Below are 20,096 nucleotides of genomic sequence, written 5' to 3'. Positions count from 1 at the left end.
GTCGCTCCCTACGCGGGAGCGTGGATTGAAACAATTAATTCCGGTTCCCGGTAGAGATTAAATTCCGGTCGCTCCAGACATTATGTACATAGATAATCACTTATAGGAGATAATAAAGTCCTGTTTTTTCTGGCTTTATATTTTCCCCTCAAAAACAGGAAAAATAATTGTCGTTGGAATGGAATTATAGTTAATCAAATCCCTATTCACGATAAAAATTTTTGTGTCAGAAATAAAACGATGTTTAGGTATATCAAGAAATGGGAAAGAACTATTACGAAAGATCTACTCCACCTAATAGGAAGAACCCGATGAACAAAAAAATAATTGATTCCAAACCTGAAAAAATAATAATTAATAATCGTCTACGGGAAAGCATATCCCAAGAGTCAAAATTCGTCGATATCTTAGAAGAAGAAGGTCTTATCAAAAAAATAATGCAAATAGCCAGGGAGTCTACTCACTGGGTAGTAAGCCCAACCGCCTTTGCGTTGAATGGGCTTACCACAACGGAATCTAAAAATATTAGAGAAATCCTCAGATGTCAGGGGATACTCAATGAAGATTTTTCCATGAAGGCTGATATAGCAGTTAACAATGAACTCATCTATTCTTTACTCAATCGGGAATATGGAGATGGATATGTCAATATGATCATATCGATACTAGACACCCATAAAAGCATTCCTTCATATCTATTGAAAGAATATGTCTATAAAAACCTTTTTGATCTATTACCGGATAATTTTATTTTCAAGGTAAAGGACAAAGTATTAGCTACAAAAAATCCCTATTTCACTCCCGAAGAAATTGACGATATCAAAAAGAACGACCTGTATGGGTTCATTGAAAATCAGAGCCTCTATCACAAAATGCCGGATGAAAGACTACTTTCTGTAATCAGGGATAACGGATTCAAATGCATTATCGACCATGACAAAGGAGCGATGAATACCGGTTCGTTCGAGATTAAGCAGGGGTTGCAGGGGATTTTCACGGTCTATGGAGGTGAATATTTCGATAGTTCAATGAATAATCTCGTGGTTTTTCCTCAGGAACTTCTATTCGAAAATGACACCGTTTGTACAATCTGGTCAAATATGTTCGATGGAAATTTTACTGACGTGGATGGAGAAAGCCTTGAAGAATTGCCAACGCTTGCTATCCTAAAAATAATAGCACCTGATTATGGACAAAAAGTCAAAAAACTCATCGCCGATATACCAAACAAAGATTTTGTCTGTGCCATGATTGGGGGACTTGTCCGATGTTTATCGAACATAATAAGCCCGCAGGAAGCACAGTACAATCATGGTTTTGGAGAAATTGTGATTAATCCTCAAAAAACAAAGCTTCCGGAAATGATTATTGTAGAAGATGAACCGGAATACTTTCTTGATGAAGCTGTAGCACTAAACAGTCCCTTCCAGAATGTGCCCATGATCAGAGATGATAACGTCAAAGCAGCTATCGATGCCCTTGATAAAAAAACAAAAGGTGGTTTTCTAAAGGATAGCAACCAAGAGAGTATGAGTATTGAAAAATACAGGCAATTATTTATACTTGCTGTACGCAAGGGAATGATTGATATCAATGAATGGAAAGCCCATCCTACGGAATGGTAATAATGATTTCAATCCCTTCAGAATACCATTATTAATTTGAATGTGTCTTCAGTTTGCTATGCGATCCCAGTGACGTTTAATCGTGTTATATTGGCTCCAAGCGACTATGCGTTGCCCAAAAATACTTTTTCAATAGCACTAGATATAACGGTATTGTTTCGAATAACCTGCAATAACACATTGCTTGTCAAATCCTGTAATAATACAAGTAGACATATTTTTTAATTTTTCAAAATTATTCGTGGGTATCTTTCTTTGTAACCACATACTATGAATGCGCGGCTATTTGATATTATGGGATGATACTAAAAGAAAAGAGATCAAAAGGTAAGTTAAAACGTATAACAGTATAAATATGTATAATTCTACTTGCACCTGCATATTTTATATTGTTTGTATTGTTAGTTTATGTTAAATATAGCTGAAAAACATTTTGAGGGGATTGGAAAATGACCACCAAAATAGAGCAGAGTGTAAAAAACAAGACAATTGCCATGATTATTCCCTGTTACAACGAAGAACTTACGGTGGCCAGGGTAATAACTGATACGAAGAAATATCTGCCTGAAGCTAACATATATGTTATTGATAACAATAGCACTGATAATACAGCGAAAATAGCAAAAGAAAACGGAGCTGAGATTATATTTGAACCACGGCCTGGGAAAGGATTCGCTGTACAGCGGGCTATGGAAAGATTAGATTATGATGTTTATGGCATGGTTGATGGCGATGATACCTATTCCTTAGAAACAATTAAGGATCTGGTCCGACCTGTAATGGACGGTCACTATGACATGATTATAGGTTCAAGGCTAGCTATCTTTGAAAATGATTCGTTCAGGCAATTCCATGTTTTGGGAAACCGTTTAGTCAGGGGTCTTATCAATAGGTTATTCCGATGCAAGCTAACTGACATAATGAGCGGGTACCGTATTTATAATAAAGAAATAGCCAAGAAATTACCTGTTGTTTCCAAGGGATTTGAAGTTGAAACGGAAATGACGATTTCATTGCTTAGTTATGGGTTCCGGCTAAAAGAAATTGATATATGCTATAAATCACGAATGAAAGGTAGTTTTTCGAAATTGAATACCTTTAAAGACGGGTTTAAAGTCTTATGGACTATTTTTAATCTGTTTAAAAACAACAGACCCCTGACTTTTTTCGGCACGCTAGCTCTAGGATTTTTCTTCTTTTCGTTAATCTTCGGCATGGTGGTTGTTGTTGATTACTTTGATGATTTGTTTGTTGAACATGTGCCGTTGGCCATTCTCTCTACCAGCCTTTTTCTTTGCGGGTTGCTATTCTTTCTGGTAGGCGTGACCTTACACAGTATCGTTGAGAAACACAATCAAGTAATGTGCGTGTTAAAGAAAATATAGATTTTGAAACTTGTTCATAAAAACAATGAACAATTGTTTTTTTATCTGGTGGTCTTGAAGAATTCTGTTATAATTCGATAAAATAATTTATATATACGCCGGATTTAGAGGGTTCCCCTTGGACTTTTTTTTTCGGTTAAAAAGAAAGGTGAAAACATATGTCAGATAGTAAAAAATGTCCTTGCGGATCAGGTCGTAATTATGATAAATGCTGTGCCCGGTACCTTGAAGGTAAGGCCAATCCCACGAATCCTGAGATGCTCATGCGCTCACGGTATACTGCTTATACTAAGGCCGACATAGCGTATATTTCTAAAACGATGAGCGGAAAAGCTATCGCTTCTTTTGATGAGGAAGCCTCAACAAAATGGGCTACAACTAGTGAGTGGTTAGGTCTTACAATTCTTAAGGCTGATCCAGTTGCAGTTGATGAAACTGTTGGATATGTCGATTTCCTTGTGAAGTATAAAACTGACGGTCAAATGTTTAGCCATCACGAAATTAGCGAGTTTCATAAGGTAGAAGATATCTGGTACTATGTCGATGGCATCGTTAATCCCAAATTCGGCAGGAACGATCCATGCTTTTGCGGGTCAGGAAAAAAGCATAAAAAGTGCTGTTGTTGATTTCCTTTGAGTTATTCGGGTTCAGATATTTTAGTATTGTCCTCGGTTCTTTCCGCGGCAATTCTAGTGTGACTCATATCACCAATCCGTTGATAATGCCAATCTTTACGAACTATCTTTGTTTTCTCCATTGATATGAAGAAAACAAGCCCGCTCTTTTGCTTTGTTCGGAGGCTATTCCTAACTTCGGACTGAAAGAGTTGCGAGCGAGCACACACCCAAAATATCTGACCTTCGTATAAAGGAGCCGATTGCCAAATTCAAAAGAATAGCTTATTATATGCTTGTATGCGTTTAGGCAAATATGCAGATATAGGATGATATTTTAGATGGATAATATTGTGGATACGCTCAAAGCTTTGTCAGATGAAACGAGATTGAGAATTGTTAATTTGCTGGTTGAAACGGAACTCTGTGTTTGCGATCTCATGGCGGTTCTGGACACTTCGCAGACAAAAATATCCCGGCACCTGGCATACCTTAAACATGCAGATTTGGTGAGGGACCGGAAACATGCACAATGGTCTTTTTATTCTTTGATTAAAGAAGATGCCGTGAAATTCATCCAGGCACTTGTTTATGAGGACCTGAGACAGACGGAACCGTACACGGCTGATTTGAAGCGGTTGAACGAGAGACAATCGGCAGGTGTTGAAAATGAAAGGATATGTTGTGGCAAAGACCGGTAGATTATCATTCCTCGATAGGTTCTAAGAAGTTGTTTGCTGCGGTTATCGGACCGCTGATAGAAGTTCCGGTAATGATAATGCTGGTTAATTCAGCTCTGAAGATGAAAAAGAAATTTTTTAACGTACCGGATCTGGTACGTGAGAATCAAGTAATTATCTAACAGGAGGTATTCTATGATTAAGAAAAAAGTATTATTTGTATGTATTCACAATTCAGCAAGAAGCCAGATGGCTGAAGAGTACCTGAAGCTCTACGGAGGCGAAAAGTTCGAAGTTGAAAGTGCCGGATTAGAGCCGGGAACACTGAATCCGATAGTGGTCGATGTTTTGAAAGAAGACGGGATCGATATATCGGGGAAGAAAACCAATGACGCTTTTGAATTCTTCAGAGAAGGCAGAGCCTATAATTACGTTGTTACCGTTTGTGATGAAACAAGTGGTGAGCGATGTCCTCTTTTTCCCGGAAAATCCGAGCGCCTGCATTGGTCTTTTACAGACCCTTCCAGCTTTATGGGGACATACGAAGAGAAACTGGAAAAGACACGAGCAGTAAGTCAAGAAATAAAAGCAAAGATTAAAGAGTTTTTAGCATTATCAAAGGATCCCTTTCGGATTCAATAATTATATGAATATGTTATATTGCATTGGCAGCTAAGGAGTGGCATTTATGGAATATATTGTAATTTGCAGTGTTGCTTTTATTGTATCAATACTGACTTTCTTTTCCGGTTTTGGGATAGGGACTTTGCTTATGCCGGCTTTTGCAATTTTTTTCCCTGTTAGTGTGGCTGTCGCATTAACCGCGGTAGTTCATTTTTTTAATAATATTTTAAAAGTAGGATTACTTGGCAGGCAAGCTGATAAAGGAATGGTCCTCCGTTTTGGAATTCCTGCTGTAATTGCAGCCTTTTTGGGGGCACAATTACTGCTTATGCTCGCTCAACTAACCCCGCTATTTTCATACAATCTTTTTGGCCATGAGTTTTCGGTCACTCCAATTAATCTTGTTATCGCAGGCATTCTTGCTTTTTTTGCGTTTTTCGAAACGTTGCCTGTATTGAAAGGTTTTAGTTTTGGAAGGAAACACCTTATTATAGGGGGAATACTCAGCGGTTTTTTTGGGGGTCTGTCAGGTCATCAAGGCGCCTTTCGAAGCGCTTTTCTGGTTAAAACCGGGATTGCCAAAGAAAGCTATGTAGCTACCGGTGCGGTAGTCTCAGCTTTTGTCGATATAACAAGATTGCTGGTTTATCGGAATATATTTGTGAATATCAATATGAGAGAGAATGGATTACTGTTGTTCGTTGTTATTATTTCCGCATTAATGGGGGTTATTATCGGTAAACGACTGCTTCATAAGGTCACGATGAGCACAGTGCAGTTTATTGTTACTGGGATGCTTCTTTTTATCGCACTAGGCCTGGGAACGGGGATTATATAAATGGCTGGTATTAATAAAAGATATAAATAAAAGATATAAATAAAAGGAGGAAAAAGTATGTCAGATGATGTGAAGAAAATAGTTAAAGATGCGTACACGAAAGTAGTTACTCAATCGTGTTGTGGAGGAGAGAGCGCCTGTTGCGGAGGCGAGAGCGCTTGTTGTGGTGATGAAGGAATGAACTTCAGCCCGGATTATTCTCAGATTGATGGATATGTGGCTGAGGCTGATTATGGTCTTGGTTGCGGATTACCGACAGAAAAAGCCAGGATAAAAGAAGGAGATACTGTTGTTGATCTCGGATCAGGAGCTGGTAACGATGTATTCATTGTTCGCAGGATAGTAGGCGAGAAGGGCAGGGTTATTGGTATTGACATGACAGAAGCTATGATAGAGAAAGCCCGCGCCAATAATCGGAAACTGGGGTATGAGAATGTAGAGTTCGTACTTGGCGATATAGAAGCTATGCCGTTAGATAACGAAATCGCGGATGTAGTCGTCAGTAACTGTGTGCTTAACCTTGTCCCTGACAAAGAGAAAGCTTTCAAAGAAATACACAGGATACTGAAGTCAGGCGGGCACTGCAGCATATCCGATATCGTTATTGAAGGTGAGTTGCCGGAAGGAATCCGTCAGGTCGCGCAGCTTTATGCCGGGTGTATTTCCGGGGCAATTAACAGAGCCGATTACCTCGACATTTTTAGGAAAGCCGGGTTAACTAATGTGAGTGTAATAAAAGAGAGCCGTTACAGTTTGTCCGATGAACTGCTCCTTAACCATATTTCTCAAGACCAGCTTGTTAAGTTTCGTAATAGCAACAGTTCAATCCTAAGCATAACAGTATCGGCGTACAAAGCTTAGCTATGCAGGACTATCCTGAGCCTCTGTTCGCCATGTGGATGAATGGACAGGATTATGATGTAGCTACGCTGTTTATATCAATATAACAAATTAGTAAATTAATTTGTTATATTGATGGGGCAGTCAAGGAAATACTCCTTGTCCGGCAATCTGATAAAGGTTTTGTAATCTAAAACTACTTCTGTATGGAACCGGGTAGAATATACGCTTATATTTTCCCTTAAATTATTTTGCATATCTGTTATTGTGTCAATTTTTGACACAATAACGGGTGTATAGTTATAGCTATGGATTTTTTATAAATTTGTTGTTTTATAATAATCTTAATGGAATCTCTTAATAAGATAATAGCCAATATTTATAAATTTCTAATAAATAATATTTGAATTATCTAAATAATTTCTATAACATATAAAGTGTTTATGCTAAAAAATATCTAACATTTATGAACAAGACCAAAAATATAAATAATTTAATTAAAATGCTCCGGGCGGATTCTTATACAGTCGCTCAGATTCGGAAGCAGTTTGAAAAACTGTACAAAATAAGTGTATCAAGAGAAACCGTCTATCGGTATGTGCGCACCTTATCGGCGCTTGGGTTTGAAGTGCAAAAGGACGAGGGTAAATACCATTTGCTCGCTGAGCAGGGAGAGACGTTCGGGATAAAAGACCTTTTTGTCAGCAAATCATCACCGGGCTGCGGCAACATAATTACGCTGATCAATCGTGGTTTGGCGTATGGACTCCCGGCCAGGCTGGACTATCTAAGTCCCCGGTATGATGAGGTGTTGACTCTCCAGGTCAAACTGATCGATTTAGTGTGCATCAAGAACAAAGTATATTTGCTTGCTAAAGATCTTGCCGATGAGGTAGTCAAGGAACTGCGAGTTGACCGGATAAAAACACTGGTACTCGGGCATTCCGTGACCAGGAAAGAAATGGGTGAATTGGAAATCGTTTTTAAAGTAAAGTCAGACCTGGTAAAACATTTTGAGTGTCCGTTCCAGATCAGAGAACAAACGGTTTTGGAGAACGGAGAGGAACAGTACCGGGTGAGCGTTCATAGTTATTTCCGGGCAAAGAAAATGCTTTTTGAATACATGGATCAGGTGGTGGTTTTGGGCCCTGAGGAGTTTGTGAGGGATTATCTTGAGACTGTCAGGAATATAGTGTGCAATTATGAAAATAAAGGTGGAAAAAGTCATGGATAACAAAGAACGGAATACAGTTGTACTGGCAGCGCTGCTGCACGATGTGGGAAAATTTAGGCAACGGACCGGAGAGCAAATTGCAAATGATTATGATGAAAGCTGTTGTCCTGTCTATAACAATAGGCTTACTCATTTGCATGCCGGACATACAGCAAAATGTTTGAGAGAAACAGACGCTCCGGGAGAGATTATCGACATTGCCGCAAGACATCATTTAGGCGATACTCTTTTAGATGAAAAAGAAGGATATCTTACAGCTATTGTAAAAAAGGCGGATTGGTTATCCAGTGGGCTCGATCGGGATAGTATCAAAGCATACGACAGAGATACCGAAGACAATAAAGATAGATTATCAAAGGATCAACAGAATTATAAAGCCGCAAGGCTTGAAACGATATTTGAGCAAATATTAGGGGGAAGCGGTAAAAATCTTGTGTGCGATCTCGCGCCGCTAACACCTGAAAACTGTAATCCAGTTTCTAAAGAATCAGCCCGAAAATTATATTCCGATCTATACAATGATTTTAAAGTTATAGCAAAGAAGATATTTAGGGATTTGGATATCAAAAATTTTAATCAGGACTATTTGACAGTTCAATCTTTGCTAGAAAAATACACATGGTGCATTCCTTCCTCAGCATATAAGGTTCTCCCAAATGTATCCTTGTTTGATCATTCAAGAACTACCGCGACCTTCGCAGATGCTCTTTATGCATATCACAAACACTCAAACTCTCTGAGGTATAAGGCTATTGTCGAAGGAGATAGCAAACAAAGCAAATTTATTTTAATCCAGGGGGATTTCTCTGGTATACAGGATTTTATTTTTAATCTCAAAGACCATTCTCATGCCGCAAAAATATTGAGGGCCAGGTCTTTTTTTGTTTCTGTGGCTACGGATATTGCGGCGTACAAGTTGTGTGACAAAACTGGTTTAACTCCGGCAGCTATTGTGATGAATGCCGGGGGGAAATTCACCATATTAGCGCCCAACCTGCCCAGCACAAGAAAAGCTGTCGAAGACGTTGAGTCGGAAGTTAACCACGATTTTCGTCAGCGTACCTATGGACAGACTCGTATGAATATTGCTTATGTAGAAGTGTGTGAAGAAGATTTTTATACGCATATTGATGGGGATGAAAAGTTTTCAAAAAAAATGAGGCAATTGTCCTCTCAAGTAGAAAAAAGGAAACTACAGTATCATATTGATTCGCCAGTGTTTACCGATTATATTGATGGTTTCACACAAGGAAATACTGAGAGCGCTGGGCTGTGTAAATCTTGTAATGCCAATCCGGTTCATGATGGTATCTTTTGCAGTCAATGCGCTGATTATGATCAAATTGGAAAAGAAATTATTAATGCAGATTATGTATCGATAGGCAAGACCGTTCGCGGACATAAAATATTGAGTGATTATTATATTTCTTTTAAAGCAGATAAAAATGCTGATTATCTTTTTGCGTTGCGAGATGACCTTGATGTAATTGATAAAAATTATCCCATTAAAAGATATGCCGGCAATATGCCTGAGCTAACCAGCGAAGATATGAATGATAATAGATTTGCCAATATGACAGAGCAACAGTTTGATAATAATGAATTTAATCCGGGATTTCCGAAGACATTTGCCCATATTGCCTATCAGGCTCTTAACAAAGATACTGAAAAGGGTAAGCCTTTCCTAGGGATTATTAAGGCAGACGTGGACAATCTTGGATATATTTTTTCTAAGGGTTTTACAGAAATAAACAAAGAAAATTTACCAATTAATAAAGCCTCCTTTTCCAAATATGCTTCACTTTCCCGAATGCTAGATTATTTTTTTACCGTGGTATTAATTGATCATGTTAAAAAGAAAGATCTTAATGTTTATACGGTGTTTGCCGGTGGAGATGATCTGTTCTTAATTGGTTCATGGAATCAGATGATGGATTTGGCTGGTTGGATTAATTATAATTTTGCTAAATTTGTAGGAGATAATCCTAATATTCATTTGTCTATGGGGGTTGTTTTGGCGAAACCATCGTTGCCTGTACCAAAAATGGCTGAGATTTCTGAAGAACAGTTGCAGTTATCAAAGAACAAAGGCAAAAATGCGTTCTCCATGTTTGGCCAAACTGCAAGTTGGAATGAATATGATGATTTGATGAAGTTTCAAAAAACGATTGAAGATATTGAAGGAAAGTATAAAACCCAAATTAAAGAAGGACTACCGACACAGTATTTTTATAAAATCCTACATTTCGCAGAAATGGCTGATGGGCATGATCCTAGAGATAGTATGTGGCAAGCATTGTTTCATTATATTACGGCTAAGAATTATAAAAATGAAAAAGAAAGTAACCTGGGATTGCAAAGGGATTTGCTAGATTTAAGCAAAGAGATAAAAAAGTGGGGTACTCGGCTCAAAATCCCTATGAGTAAAATGATATATGAGGAACGGGAATAATTTGGATCATGTCTGGAAAATATAAAGGAGGAAATAATTGTGGTAGAGATAGTATTTTGGAAAGATAAGGGGAAGCAACAGATAACAATTGATTTGTTTTCAGTTAAAGCAGAAGAAATAATAAAAAGTATTTCATTTAAAGATAATCGTGGAAATGAAAAGAGAGAATTAGATAAAAATCAAATTAGACGCTTTTACAATGATGTAGTCGTAATTAGTAGCAAAATTAATAATGCCAAAGATAAAGAGTTGGAATTTGAAAAACAGTTGCCATATTTAAATATGATTAATGCAAAAGTAGCATACTCAAAAGCAAGGAAGCTTATAACTGGTGACAATTTTTCTGATTATATAAAGAAAAGTATTCAGCAGGTGAATGATCTGGATGATTTTAAAGTATTTTGTAGTCTGTTTGAGTCAGTTATCGCATATTTTGGTAAATAATTTGAAAGGATGATGAAAAATGAAATTGAATGAATTTGTTGAACTCAAGGGTAAAATAAAACTGGAATCGGGCTTGCATATTGGTGCTGGCAATGATGAGATTCATATTGGGGGTATTGATTCTCCTGTAATAAAAAATCCACTTACTAACGTCCCATATATTCCCGGATCCTCTTTGAAAGGTAAAATGAGATGTTTATTGGAACAGTATTTTAATAAAATGAATATTGATTCTCCTTATAAGTTGGATAAAATTGATGGAGATGTTGAAAAAAAAGATATTCAAGGCTTGTTAATATGTAAAATGTTTGGTAATGGCGGCGTTTCTCCCAATTATAATGGCGGGCCGACCAGATTAATTATTTCGGATTGTGCTATGTCTAATGACGAACTTTTGCGTAGTATGAATGCATTAACTGAAGCAAAATATGAAGTGGTTATTGATCGGAAAAAAGGAACAGCAAAAGGCGGTGGAATACGACAGGTGGAGCGTGTACCGGCTGGAGCAGAGTTTGGGTTTCGAGTGGTTATGAAAGTATTTGATGGCGACGATAAAGAACAGATGAAGGCATTCCTGAAATTAGGGTTATATCTACTTCAGATGGATTGTCTTGGTGGGGGTGGATCACGAGGAAATGGGCGAATAGCTTTTGAATTGGATAATGATACTTTAGATGATGTAAATTTTGGAGAATACCTCAAACAATTTGAGAATTGGAATAAGGCATGAAAATAATAAAAGCCATAATTAAACCAGTTTCATCTTTTTCTTCTGCAATACATAGCGATACGCTTTTTGGGGCGTTCTGCTGGAATTACCTCGATAAATATGGCGAAGCTGACCTTAAGAAAATCATCGAAAATACGGACATTGTCTTTTCCAATATTTTTCCATTGGAGATGCTGCCTTGTCCTGTATTGCCGAGTGGTGAACCAGATTTTGACACGGTAGAAAAATACGCTGATGTAAAAAAATTAAAAAAAGTACAGTATTTGCCATTAAACTGTTTCGCTGGCAAACTTACTCAGGAAAGCATTCTGGAGTTCAAAAAACAAGCAGTTGATAACAATGAAATAAAAGCTGAAACGCAAATTATTACCAGAAGCGCTATTAATCGCAATACCGGAACAGTGCTTGAAGGTGCATTATTTTCAGATAGGGAAATTTTTTATCCTGAGAGTGCTCTGATGGTGTTTTACATCATGTTTGATGAGTCCAGTCTTCCTGAAAATAAGGTCAAGGAAACGATAGAACAGATGTCTGTATTTGGTATAGGTAAAGACAAGAGCATCGGTAAAGGATGTTTTAGTGTGGAATTTGTACCAAATGATTTGCCGATGCATGCAAATCAAACGCATTTTATCTCCCTTTCAAATGGTCTACCGGATGATGCATGTGAGTTGTTATATGGTAAAACAATCACCAAGTTTTCCAGGCATGGACGAGGCTCCCGTTATCTAAAGAATCCAATTCAAATGTATACACAGGGAAGCATTTTTAAGGTCAAAGAAAAAAGAAAATACTACGGAGAATATAATCGCAATGCATCTGAGCAGGAGGGGCATGTGCATCAAGCTTGTCTATTCCCGTTATTTGTAAACCTGGAGGGCCTTGCATGATAAAAATGCCATTTATTGAAATACCACTGGAAATCGAAGTGTTGACCCCTGTGCATATCGGGATGGGAGAAGATTATGTTCCTACAGATTATGTAATCAAAAACGATAAATTATTTGTTGTTGATAGGGATAAATTTACAGCGCACCTAATGCAGTTTGATCAGAGATGGAAGGAATTCGGTGCTGTTTGTCGCGGTAGTGGAGCAAATGCCTTGATGGAAATAAAAAAAATTATAACAAGAGAATTTGAGGATACTTTATCCTCGTATGTCGTAACCCATGTAGGTGCGCTACATACAACAAAGGAATATCCGGAGATTGCCAGAATAATACGAACTGCTTTTTATAATGAACCGATCTTGCCCGGAAGTACGGTTAAGGGTGCTTTTATGACGGCATTCGTCAACAGTGGGATATCTAGATTTTATTTGGATAATTACTCAAATAACCTAAAGCATGATATCCAACATGATATGCCGAATGTAATCGGTCAGATGATATCTGTATCAGATTTTGATGTGATTGGTTCGCTGGACTGTTGTGGTATTAAAACCGCACATTATTCTCATCAGAAGCCTGCTAAACCTAAACAGCTTGGTAACTTGGAGTATGTTATCAAAAATACGAAATTTGTAGGTAAGGTAAGATTAACTAGACTGATTGGCGGATATTCTTCTAAATATAAGGAAATAACCGGTAAAGACGTGGATAAATTCTCAAATGATTTTTTTGAGTATTTGAATGATTTTTATGCTTACGATGTAAAGGTAAAGGAAACAAAAGAACTGTACTATGATGGACTCAATTTTGATTTGCCGGATAAATCTCCTGGAACAGCTTTTTTTAAGCTTGGACTGCATAGCGGTGCATATTCCCGAACCCTTCATCCAGATCAGGAAATCACTGTTAAAAATAGGTCTAACAGAGAAAAAATACAGACAACTATATGGACCATTGATAATCTGCCGATGGCTTGGTGTGCCATTAAGGCAATAGATGAAAGCTCCTATCGGGATTACCGAAAAGAAGTCTCAATTCGCCGAGAGAATTACGAAGATCAATTGCATGATTCCAGAAGACTTGCAAGCCTATCAATGGAAAAGGTGAGAGCAAGACATGAAGAGGAGCAGAGACGAGTAGATGAGGGAAAAAAACTGGACTTACTAAAGAAACAAGAGGCAGAACTTGAGAAAAAGAAACTGGATGATATGTCTGATTTTGACAGGTTGATTTATCAGATTAGTCATTTTGATTCTTCAGAAACAAATATTAATATTGTTATGAATGAATTCAATAAGATTGATGCTTATAAGGAAAATAATAAAACAAATTTAGCAAAAGCGATAAAAGATTATTTTTGTATGGTGGGTAAATGGGCGGGTAAGTTATCTGATAAACAACAAAAAAAGGTTGATAAAATCAAATCTATTCTACAAGAATAATGACAACCTTCTGCTAAGTCAAATTGTTCAGACCCAACTTAATTGGTTTGCATTTCTGAAAGATATGATAAATAATCATAAAAAAAGATTATGAAAAAGAGGGAACCTAATGAAAGAAGCAAGCGAGGCATTGTTAAACGCTGATGAACTGAAAGCTAAATTGGATATATTGCGGCCGTTATCACAAACTCAGACGAGTCGGCTGAAGAAGCTTTTTGACCTGGACCTGACCTATAATTCGAATGCTATCGAAGGTAATACCTTGACCTACTCGGAGACCAAGTTGGTATTGCGTGAAGGTATTACTATCGGTGGTAAACCACTTCGCGAGCACGTGGAGGTTACCAATCATAAAGCCGCGCTTGATTATATCGAAACATTGACAAAGCGTGCTCCATACATTGTATCCGAAGAAGAGATCCTCCATGTCCATGGACTGATACTACGAGGAATAGATGATAATAATGCTGGGCGATACAGGATCGAGCAGGTCTACGTTAAGAGACAGAACAGAGTGATTCAACAATTTCCTGAATCAGCCATGCTCCCGACATTAATACAAGAAATGCTGCGGGAATACAGGAATAGATCTTCAGATCTCCATCCTATTGAATTAGCCGCATTGTTCCATCTGGGATTGGTCAAGATACATCCTTTTGTTGATGGCAACGGTCGGACAGCTCGGCTGCTTATGAATCTTGTTTTGATGCAAAATGGCTATCCTCCGGCTGTTATTCATATAGAAGACCGAGTCCGGTACATTTCTTCGGTCGAGCATTATTGTGATACTGGCGATGCAGATATTTTTATCGTTATGCTAGTCCAGTCAGTGATTGAAAGCCTATCGACGTATATAAAAACGATTGAGGGGAATATCGTGTGGGAATAGTCAGAACTATAAAGGTGTATTTTTTTTTTATGGCCTGGGATACTAGTGGAGACAGTAAAGGAGCAGCGTAATGCGTGTAATAATCAGTACCGTAGGTACATCTTTATTATCTAATCTGAAAGACTGTGATCGTAAGTTATTAGCAAAAACTGCTAATTATCGAGAAGGAGAATATGCTCCTGAAGAGAAGCGGATTGTAAATAACTATATCGATGAAGCAAGATGTAGTCTTTTGGGGTATAGCTTAGAAAATGCGAAAAAACTATCTGCAGAGTTAAATGGTCTTAGCCGTGTAGGATTAGCGCATCAAGACATTTATTATTTTATCGTTACAGATACTTATCAATGTAGACAAACAGCTGGACTGATAAAAGAATACTTAACTGGAATTAATATTCATAATGCGGAAATAGTTGAAATAAGGTATCTGACTTCATCAAATAGCAAAGTTTTTTTTAAAGGAATTAGCGAATTAGTGAGATGGTTTTATTCTGATGATATGAGATACATTAATGACCCAGGCATTGACCTGATATTTAATTCTTCGGGTGGGTTTAAAATTGTGCAGGGTTTTGTTACCGCTATAGCTATGCTCAGTAATGCCCAAATCTCATATATTTTTGAAGGTGAGGATAGTGACCTGGTATCCATCCCAAAACTGCCAATAAAACTGGAGACTAGTGCGATGAAAAAATATCCGAATCAATTTATGATCATGGCAGATGCCGAAATAATTGCGGATCTCCCTGCCGGGATTGATGATATTTTCCTTGATACTGAAAAGGAAGGGAGTATTCTTTCTCCCTGGGGACTGATCATGTGGGAAAAAAATAAATCAGATGTTTTTTTCGATAGATTACTTGAATGGCCAGGTTTGGTATATGAGAATAACTTTAAAAATGATTTTAAGAGTATTGTGAGCGCCGATGAAAAGGTCAAATTGCAGGAAGTACTTTATAAGGTCCAAAAATTGATGAAAAAAGGTGATACCTCTCAGTTAAAAAAGGATGGAGGCTTACAATATGAAAACTTTGAAAACAAAAAATACAATGGATTACCCATTGGGCATTTTCGCGTAACGCAAGAGCGAAGAGTGAGCTGTGTTGCAAGCACTGGTAAACTGTATTTGAGAAAATACGGCGCACATGATTATGTTAATGACAATCCCTAGCTGGTTGGAATGCATCATGAAATCAAACAAAAAAGATAGGTACAAAAAAGCAAAGGAACAGAACCCGTCTTTTGGTTTTTATCGGCCTTCGATTATTCCTACAGGCAAGGCCAAGATGGATACCAGACAAAGAAAAAAGCAGCAGATTAGAAAGGAAATAGAAGAAGTATGAAGCTTGATATTTCGTTAAATAATGCCGACTTATACCAAGGGGTTGCTATCCATGAAGCGGGAGGTCGGCTTGCAATTGATCTCAGCGATGATGTACTTAACCAGATAGGTCGCAATGCCGGTGACCTCATGGCTGGCATCGAAGACCGGTCAGAAATTACCCTGACAGGCGCGGCACCGATTCCTGTATATCTTGTTGTTTTTCATATCGTTGTGCATCGTTTTAGAAAAGTCTATTACGATAACGAAATGTACAATTTATTGATTGCGAGGCACTAAAATGCTGTTATCTGCTGTTATCGAAATCTCCCCATTGAAACAATGCGTGTTGCCGACCTCAACCGGCAATTATATTCACGGTCTTTTTTTTAATTTACTAAGGACTTGTGACGCGGACCTGGCACTAAAGCTGCATGGAGATAACCGGGCAAAGCCATTTACCGTATCGCCGTTGCATGGCAATTTTAGCCCTGTAGCCCGTGGCCATAATGGACTTGATCCAAACAAAAAATACTGGTTCCGTTTTACTTCGCTTAATGAAGAACTATCCTCCAAACTGATGACATTTTTGTCAGGCAGTAGGGGTAAAACCTGCGTGATTGGTGATAATGAGATGATCATTCAAGATGTGATTCTGGATTCTGCGGGGCATTCCTGGTCTGGCTCTTCCGCTCATAAACGCTTATATGACAAGTACATCATACGCCAGGAGGGGATATGCAAGAATATAACGATATCTTTTTTTACGCCGACGACATTTAAACAGGAAGATAATTATTTGCTGTTGCCCATACCCAGGATCCTTTTTCATACCACTCTGGAAAAATGGGATACCCTGTCAGGGATATCTATTGATCGTAAAGATTTCTTGTCCTGGCTGGAGGAGAACTGTATGGTCTCCCGGTATGAATTAAAAACGCGCATGTGGAATTTTGATAAATATAAATATGCGGGCTTTGTGGGGGAGGTAGAATTTACCGATACCAGCAAGTCGGATAGTTTTTATCGTGCCCTATGGAATTTACTGGCAGATTATATTTTTTGGAGTGGAGTCGGGGCTAAGACCACTATGGGAATGGGGATCGCAAGAAGGTTGTAGAAAGGATAAATTATGCCGGCATTATATCTTATGGAATTGGGAGCCATTATGGGCGTTGAAGGGGAGTGCTTCAAGGTCAGTTGCCGAGATGTCACCAGTACCATCCCTATTATCAAAGTTGATTCTGTGCTGGTATTTGGCGGAACGCAGATCACCACACATGCTATTGCGGAACTCTTGGAGCGGGATATTCCCACTACATTCCTCTCATCAAACGGGCGTTATTACGGGCGATTGGCTTCAACCGATACCAAGGCTGTTGAGCTTAAAGTCGAACAATATAAAAAGCTAGAGGATAATGGGTTTAGGACTAGTTTTGCCAAAGCATGTGTTAAAGGAAAAATCCTTAATAGTTTGTATATTCTTAAAAATCTTAATCGTGAACGGAAGATACCTGAAGTGGCTGAGGGTATTAAAAGAATGTATGCCATCATTGGCACTCTTGAAGAAAAAGATAATTTAGAGAGTATTAGGGGCTGTGAAGGGTCGGCGGCGGCTATGTATTTTAGCATAATACCGCTGTTGCTCAAGAACCGGTTCGGTTTTAGCGGGCGAAATCGCAGACCTCCGAAAGACCCGCTCAATTCGCTGCTGAGTTTTATTTATACGTTGCTGATGTATAGTGTTTATACTGCAGTTTCTATTACCGGACTTGACCCGGCCATCGGGTATCTTCACGAATATACTGACAACCGCCCAGCCTTGCCACTGGACCTCATGGAAGAGTTCCGGGCACTTTTTGCCGATCAGGTAATAATTGATCTCATTAATCACAGTATGATTGATGAGGATGATTTTTACGAAGGTGATACCGAAGATAAACCAGTGCTGATTAATACTGATCTACGCCGCAAGGTGGTGGAACGGTTCGAAAAAAGGCTGTCGACGCAGGTCCTTTATAAAGGGGATAATATTAGCTACAGGCGGGTACTGGAGATGCAGGCTAGATCACTGGTTCGATATATCAGAACCGGAGAACCCTATACTCCGTTTATACAACAATGAGAGATGAATTCGGCAGGTATATCGGTATGTTTGTTATTGTAACTTTTGATATTGTGCAGGCACCTACCAGGCGTGAGATGGGAAGGCGCATATATCGTGTTGCTAAGGTGATGAAAGCCTTTGGTCACCGGGTGCAGAAGTCGGTATTTGAGTGCCATCTGGATAATCCGCAGATTGAGACGCTTAAAATGCGGATTATGATGGAAATCAATATCGAGCTGGGAGACAATGTGAGATTTTATAAAGTGTGCAATTCCTGCTTTGAAAAAATTGAAGTGTTGGGCATGGAGGGAGTTACTGAGGATCAGGAAGTATATATATTTTAGTAAATCGTGATAGAATATTTATATAAATAATTTTGGAGAAATAATGTTATCTTTAGAAGTAAAGAATAGATTATATCAGATTATTAGAGAAAAAATTGTTGCGGGACTGTCGCCGGAACGAATATATGTATTCGGCTCTTTTTCGAGAAATCAAGACACCGACAACAGTGATATTGATATTTTAATCGAAAAAGTTACTGATTCGGATATTATTTCAAGGATATCAGGAGCAAGGCGATTTTTAAGGGGATTTCCATATCCTTTAGATATTCTTGTATATACTCCTCAAGAAATACAAGAAAAAAGTAAGGATAAACATTCGGTTGTTTTTCAGGCATTAAAAGATGGAGTTTTGTTGTATGACAGAAAAGTTAAATAACGCAATTATTTTGCGGAATGTTATTAGTTCAGATTTGGATAAATCATTATAGTAATGCTTATAATGAACTTAATTGATCGCGTTTTTTATGATATATCGCGTAATTGAAAAAGCAAGGAAACGGACAATGTGCCTGAAAGTGTTGTAGTGATGGTAAAAACTTGTATTAAAACCGCTTCCTTTAAGAAGAAATATGATGTAAAAATAAAGTGCCTGAAAATTGCTATCAGAAAGCCTCGATTTTACTGGGCTGGAGAAGGGCGCTATAAGAAACCTACGAATACCTGGATAGGTATTGAGACCATATAATTTTATTTTTCATTTTTTGGAGTCCTTAGATAAGAAACCTACGAATACCTGGATAGGTATTGAGACGCAAGTAACGGTTAATCCTTCAAATGGGCCTTCTGATAAGAAACCTACGAATACCTGGATAGGTATTGAGACTTGCAGTAAGCCCAAATACAATAAAAGCATATAATTAATAAGAAACCTACGAATACCTGGATAGGTATTGAGACAGTCTCAACGTTGTTTGTAACACTGTTACCAACCATAAGAAACCTACGAATACCTGGATAGGTATTGAGACTCTCAATAATAATTGTTGATCTCATGTTGCTTTTCTCCATAAGAAACCTACGAATACCTGGATAGGTATTGAGACCTGCCTGAGTCTTTTTCTTTTTTAGCAAGGCAATATAAGAAACCTACGAATACCTGGATAGGTATTGAGACTTCCCCGTTCCATGATACAGTTCCAGTTTCGATTACAATAAGAAACCTACGAATACCTGGATAGGTATTGAGACGCAATACACTGTGATATTGTTCTTGCTGCGTAATAGCATAAGAAACCTACGAATACCTGGATAGGTATTGAGACATAAGCAATTCTTGTCTTAACCATAATTTTCTCCTTATAAGAAACCTACGAATACCTGGATAGGTATTGAGACCTTCTTTTTTAGCTTTCATGTATTCATCCCAGTTTATAAGAAACCTACGAATACCTGGATAGGTATTGAGACCTCGGTGCTCCGGCGGTTAGTACTTCATATGCTAGATAAGAAACCTACGAATACCTGGATAGGTATTGAGACATTATGAGCTTTACTGTAGCGGATTATATGATTTATAAGAAACCTACGAATACCTCAGCAGTTCTAATTATGAGTTTTAGCGCTGATAAACATTGAGTTCAGGCAATAAAGTATCCCTATTGGGATGATTATAATAGGGACGAGTCGCTCCCTAT

21 protein-coding genes and 1 CRISPR repeat array are annotated in these 20,096 nt (G+C 38.1%); all 21 genes read left to right on the top strand.

Annotation, left to right across the window (positions count from 1 at the left end; genetic code table 11):
• The first annotated feature begins 311 nt into the window (after positions 1-311).
• On the top strand, positions 312-1,625 hold the full coding sequence (locus tag DKM50_00980; GenBank protein PZM83939.1) for a hypothetical protein: 1,314 nt from the start codon (positions 312-314) through the stop codon (positions 1,623-1,625).
• A 449-nt stretch (positions 1,626-2,074) separates the two neighbouring features.
• A complete protein-coding gene (locus DKM50_00975) occupies positions 2,075-3,010 on the top strand; it encodes a glycosyl transferase (protein ID PZM83938.1) in 936 nt (311 codons plus the stop codon).
• 158 nt (positions 3,011-3,168) lie between these two features.
• The gene (locus DKM50_00970; GenBank protein PZM83937.1) at positions 3,169-3,636 is read left to right on the top strand and encodes a YchJ family protein; all 468 of its coding nucleotides are present in this window, start codon (positions 3,169-3,171) and stop codon (positions 3,634-3,636) included.
• Between the two features lie 329 nt (positions 3,637-3,965).
• Positions 3,966-4,325, top strand: coding sequence for an ArsR family transcriptional regulator (locus DKM50_00965; protein PZM83936.1), 360 nt, complete (start codon positions 3,966-3,968; stop codon positions 4,323-4,325).
• Positions 4,304-4,486: a hypothetical protein gene (locus tag DKM50_00960; GenBank protein ID PZM83935.1), complete on the top strand. Its 183-nt coding sequence runs from the start codon at positions 4,304-4,306 to the stop codon at positions 4,484-4,486. The genes DKM50_00965 and DKM50_00960 overlap by 22 nt, the downstream gene beginning before the upstream one ends.
• Before the next feature lie 13 nt (positions 4,487-4,499).
• A complete protein-coding gene (locus DKM50_00955) occupies positions 4,500-4,946 on the top strand; it encodes an arsenate reductase ArsC (protein PZM83934.1) in 447 nt (148 codons plus the stop codon).
• A 46-nt stretch (positions 4,947-4,992) separates the two neighbouring features.
• Positions 4,993-5,766, top strand: a complete 774-nt coding sequence (locus DKM50_00950; protein ID PZM83933.1) for a sulfite exporter TauE/SafE family protein — start codon at positions 4,993-4,995, stop codon at positions 5,764-5,766.
• Between the two features lie 57 nt (positions 5,767-5,823).
• Positions 5,824-6,627 carry an arsenite S-adenosylmethyltransferase gene (locus tag DKM50_00945; protein ID PZM83932.1) on the top strand — a complete coding sequence of 268 codons (804 nt, stop codon included), beginning with the start codon at positions 5,824-5,826 and terminating at the stop codon, positions 6,625-6,627.
• Between the two features lie 445 nt (positions 6,628-7,072).
• On the top strand, positions 7,073-7,840 hold the full coding sequence (locus tag DKM50_00940) for a hypothetical protein (protein ID PZM83931.1): 768 nt from the start codon (positions 7,073-7,075) through the stop codon (positions 7,838-7,840).
• Positions 7,809-10,292, top strand: coding sequence for a type III-A CRISPR-associated protein Cas10/Csm1 (cas10, locus tag DKM50_00935; protein PZM83930.1), 2,484 nt, complete (start codon positions 7,809-7,811; stop codon positions 10,290-10,292). Before DKM50_00940 ends, cas10 begins: the two co-directional genes overlap by 32 nt.
• 12 nt (positions 10,293-10,304) lie before the next feature.
• Positions 10,305-10,736, top strand: a complete 432-nt coding sequence (csm2, locus tag DKM50_00930) for a type III-A CRISPR-associated protein Csm2 (GenBank protein PZM83929.1) — start codon at positions 10,305-10,307, stop codon at positions 10,734-10,736.
• Between the two features lie 19 nt (positions 10,737-10,755).
• Positions 10,756-11,466, top strand: coding sequence for a type III-A CRISPR-associated RAMP protein Csm3 (gene csm3 / locus DKM50_00925; GenBank protein ID PZM83928.1), 711 nt, complete (start codon positions 10,756-10,758; stop codon positions 11,464-11,466).
• Positions 11,463-12,356, top strand: coding sequence for a hypothetical protein (locus tag DKM50_00920; GenBank protein PZM83927.1), 894 nt, complete (start codon positions 11,463-11,465; stop codon positions 12,354-12,356). Before csm3 ends, DKM50_00920 begins: the two co-directional genes overlap by 4 nt.
• The gene (gene csm5, locus DKM50_00915; protein PZM83926.1) at positions 12,353-13,798 is read left to right on the top strand and encodes a type III-A CRISPR-associated RAMP protein Csm5; all 1,446 of its coding nucleotides are present in this window, start codon (positions 12,353-12,355) and stop codon (positions 13,796-13,798) included. The genes DKM50_00920 and csm5 overlap by 4 nt, the downstream gene beginning before the upstream one ends.
• A 109-nt stretch (positions 13,799-13,907) precedes the next feature.
• Positions 13,908-14,687 (top strand): Fic family protein, encoded by a 780-nt coding sequence (locus DKM50_00910; GenBank protein ID PZM83925.1) that lies wholly within the window; start codon positions 13,908-13,910, stop codon positions 14,685-14,687.
• A gap of 70 nt (positions 14,688-14,757) precedes the next feature.
• Positions 14,758-15,858: a hypothetical protein gene (locus DKM50_00905; GenBank protein ID PZM83924.1), complete on the top strand. Its 1,101-nt coding sequence runs from the start codon at positions 14,758-14,760 to the stop codon at positions 15,856-15,858.
• A gap of 168 nt (positions 15,859-16,026) precedes the next feature.
• The gene (locus DKM50_00900; protein ID PZM83923.1) at positions 16,027-16,308 is read left to right on the top strand and encodes a hypothetical protein; all 282 of its coding nucleotides are present in this window, start codon (positions 16,027-16,029) and stop codon (positions 16,306-16,308) included.
• A 1-nt stretch (position 16,309) separates the two neighbouring features.
• Positions 16,310-17,128 (top strand): hypothetical protein, encoded by an 819-nt coding sequence (locus tag DKM50_00895; protein ID PZM83922.1) that lies wholly within the window; start codon positions 16,310-16,312, stop codon positions 17,126-17,128.
• Between the two features lie 12 nt (positions 17,129-17,140).
• Positions 17,141-18,133 (top strand): CRISPR-associated endonuclease Cas1, encoded by a 993-nt coding sequence (gene cas1, locus DKM50_00890; GenBank protein ID PZM83921.1) that lies wholly within the window; start codon positions 17,141-17,143, stop codon positions 18,131-18,133.
• Between the two features lie 26 nt (positions 18,134-18,159).
• Complete coding sequence (gene cas2, locus DKM50_00885) at positions 18,160-18,459, top strand: CRISPR-associated endonuclease Cas2 (protein PZM83940.1); 300 nt, start codon at positions 18,160-18,162, stop codon at positions 18,457-18,459.
• A gap of 43 nt (positions 18,460-18,502) precedes the next feature.
• Positions 18,503-18,838 (top strand): hypothetical protein, encoded by a 336-nt coding sequence (locus tag DKM50_00880; GenBank protein ID PZM83920.1) that lies wholly within the window; start codon positions 18,503-18,505, stop codon positions 18,836-18,838.
• Positions 18,839-19,103: 265 nt separating this feature from the next.
• Positions 19,104-20,012: a CRISPR direct-repeat array (repeat unit 37 nt; unit sequence ATAAGAAACCTACGAATACCTGGATAGGTATTGAGAC).
• Positions 20,013-20,096: the final 84 nt, after the last annotated feature.

This window comes from Candidatus Margulisiibacteriota bacterium, assembly GCA_003242895.1.
Lineage (GTDB): Bacteria > Margulisbacteria > Riflemargulisbacteria > GWF2-39-127 > GWF2-39-127 > GWF2-39-127.
This window is presented reverse-complemented; position numbering and strand designations above follow the sequence as displayed.